Below are 269 nucleotides of genomic sequence, written 5' to 3'. Positions count from 1 at the left end.
GGTTGAAGGCGCATTATCCCGCCGAATTCTACGCCGGGTCGATGGCGTTCGACATTCACCTGACCGACAAGCTCACCATCTTCGTTGACGACATGCGCCGCATGGGCCTCACCTGCCTGCCGCCCGACATCAACCGCAGCCTCGCCGATTTTTCGGTGGAGGAGGTCGCCCATGACGGCGAAGACCCGCGCCTTGGCCATGCCGTCCGCTACGCGCTGGGGGGCCTCAAGGGCGTGGGCGAAAAGGCGATGGAACAGCTGGTCGAGGAA

The 269-nt window shown here is 63.9% G+C and carries 1 protein-coding gene; it reads left to right on the top strand.

Features of this window, described 5'->3' with window-relative positions; genetic code table 11:
- Positions 1-41: 41 nt before the first annotated feature.
- A partial coding sequence (locus ACWXWW_RS18065; RefSeq protein ID WP_455971395.1) for a helix-hairpin-helix domain-containing protein occupies positions 42-269 on the top strand: 228 nt, incomplete at its 3' end.

Source organism: Microbacterium sp. KNMS, from assembly GCF_053851835.1.
This window is presented reverse-complemented; position numbering and strand designations above follow the sequence as displayed.